Raw genomic sequence first — 1,985 nt, 5'->3', positions numbered from 1 at the left:
TATATTCATCCATAAATTGTTGTAAACCAATAGACTTTCCATTGAAACGTCCTTCACCCAAGGTTTTGTTAAATATCAATACATCGCACAGGTCGATATCACATTTTTTAAAACATATTTCACCAGGGTATGATTTTCTTTCACCTTCCACAAATTCATATATTTTATTAACTTTTAACGTAAAAGTTTCGTTGTGATATTTGATTTCTTTCACCCTGCTATCATGAAGGCTGAAAAGGATGTTGCTACTTCTATCGTGTATAAACTTCATACTGTTCCTCATAAGTTCACCTTAAAATCTAGTTACTTAGCTACTTTTTTACATAAAAGGTCGCTCTTCCTTTACCATGTCTTTCAATGTACGATTCCTCAGTTAATTGCTTAAGCATATTTTCGATTGTAGCCTTTCCTACACTTGGAACTAATTCCATCATATCGCTTTTAGTAAATTTACCTAATTTCCTATCAATTGCATTTCTAACAAGTTCAATTGTAGGCACTTTTTCGTCTACATAATCAACCCTTTCTTCAAAATCAATATAAGCAGCTAATATCGTTCTAAGAATATATTTTATAAACGGCACAGGATCTTCTTTGTTTTCATGCCAGCCTAACCCACTTTTTTCTAAAGCAACATAATAACTGTCTTTGCTTTTTTCTATCTTACTTTCTAAACTAATGTATTTCCCAATTACATATCCTTGTCTGTATAGCAAGAGGGTTGTTAATAAACGACTCATTCTTCCATTCCCATCATTGAAAGGATGAATACAAAGGAAATCATGGATAAAAATTGGAATTAAAAGTAATGAATTTACTTCTTTCTTATCAAAAGCCCTGTTCAATTCATCACAGATTTGCTCAATTGCTCCTGGTGTTTCATATGGAGATAATGGCTTAAACCTTTCTACAGCATTACCCTCTTTATCTTTTTCCACAATAGAATTCTGCGTATTTTTATATCGACCACCAATTCCTTTTTCACTATACTTAAATAGTTCTCTATGAAGTTGCAAAATATAGTTACTGTTGATTGGAATATATTCATAACTTTCATGAATCGTATTTAATACATCTCTATATCCAAGAATTTCTTCTTCATCCCTATTTCTAGGAGTTGTTTTTTGATTCATTAACTCTTTTATTCTGACTGCTGTAGTAACAATTCCCTCTATTTTATTAGAATCCTCTACACTTTGAATTTTAGCAATCTCTACTAATTTATCTAAAACAGCAGGCTTGCGTGTCAAAAAAACTTCTTGTTTTCCTTTGTGCTCATGAATTTGTGAAAGAAGATTTATAATTTCACTATCCCACTTACTTCTTGCTAGATTTTCATAACTAAAAAGTCGCATTCGCCTACCTCCTTTTCTTTTCGCCTAATTATATCATATTTTTAGGTGATTAATAAGAACTTAGGCGATTATTTATACTTACCCAAGTTGTAAAAAAATGAGACAAAAAACATCGTTATTTTCTGTTAACATTGTTTCATCAATCTTATTTGACAAAGATCCGATTTTACCATAGAAGGCTTGAATTAAATTTACAGACTTTTTATCATAGGATCTATTTTATTTTCTTATAAATCTAACATGTATACAGTCTCTGGTGTTATTACACTCTCTTCAGTATAAATCATCCAATTACTTACATAATTAATAGAATATGTCCCCTCATCACCTTCATGTAAATCTGGAATATGATATGGTTCTTGAGTCAATACTGCCTTGAAACTATCTCCTTCCATAGAAATAGCTTCAAACCAAATATGTTCAAGATTTGTACTATCCAAATTACCTTCTTCATCTATTGTTTCAAGTCCTAATTTAATAATAATAGTAATATCTTCATTACCTTCTTGTTTTTTCTTAAGCATTCTTTCAACATAAGAAAATCTTTCTCTAGCTAAATCACTCATTCTAGCAGTTTCTTCAGTACTTAAGAACATTAATGGGTTATTATCAAACTTTTCTGTAAATTTT

The 1,985-nt window shown here is 30.4% G+C and carries 3 protein-coding genes; all 3 read right to left on the bottom strand.

Going from position 1 to position 1,985, the window contains the following annotated elements:
• Positions 1 to 271: hypothetical protein (locus HMPREF9957_RS0102190; RefSeq protein ID WP_000668620.1), on the bottom strand; the 271-nt coding region annotated here is incomplete at its 3' end.
• A 40-nt stretch (positions 272 to 311) separates the two neighbouring features.
• Positions 312 to 1,355 (bottom strand): Fic family protein, encoded by a 1,044-nt coding sequence (locus HMPREF9957_RS04720; RefSeq protein WP_001236326.1) that lies wholly within the window; start codon positions 1,353 to 1,355, stop codon positions 312 to 314.
• Between the two features lie 227 nt (positions 1,356 to 1,582).
• A partial coding sequence (locus HMPREF9957_RS04715; RefSeq protein WP_000585338.1) for a DUF2314 domain-containing protein occupies positions 1,583 to 1,985 on the bottom strand: 403 nt, incomplete at its 5' end.

This window comes from Streptococcus mitis SK1080 (assembly GCF_000220085.1).
GTDB lineage: Bacteria > Bacillota > Bacilli > Lactobacillales > Streptococcaceae > Streptococcus > Streptococcus mitis_K.
This window is presented reverse-complemented; position numbering and strand designations above follow the sequence as displayed.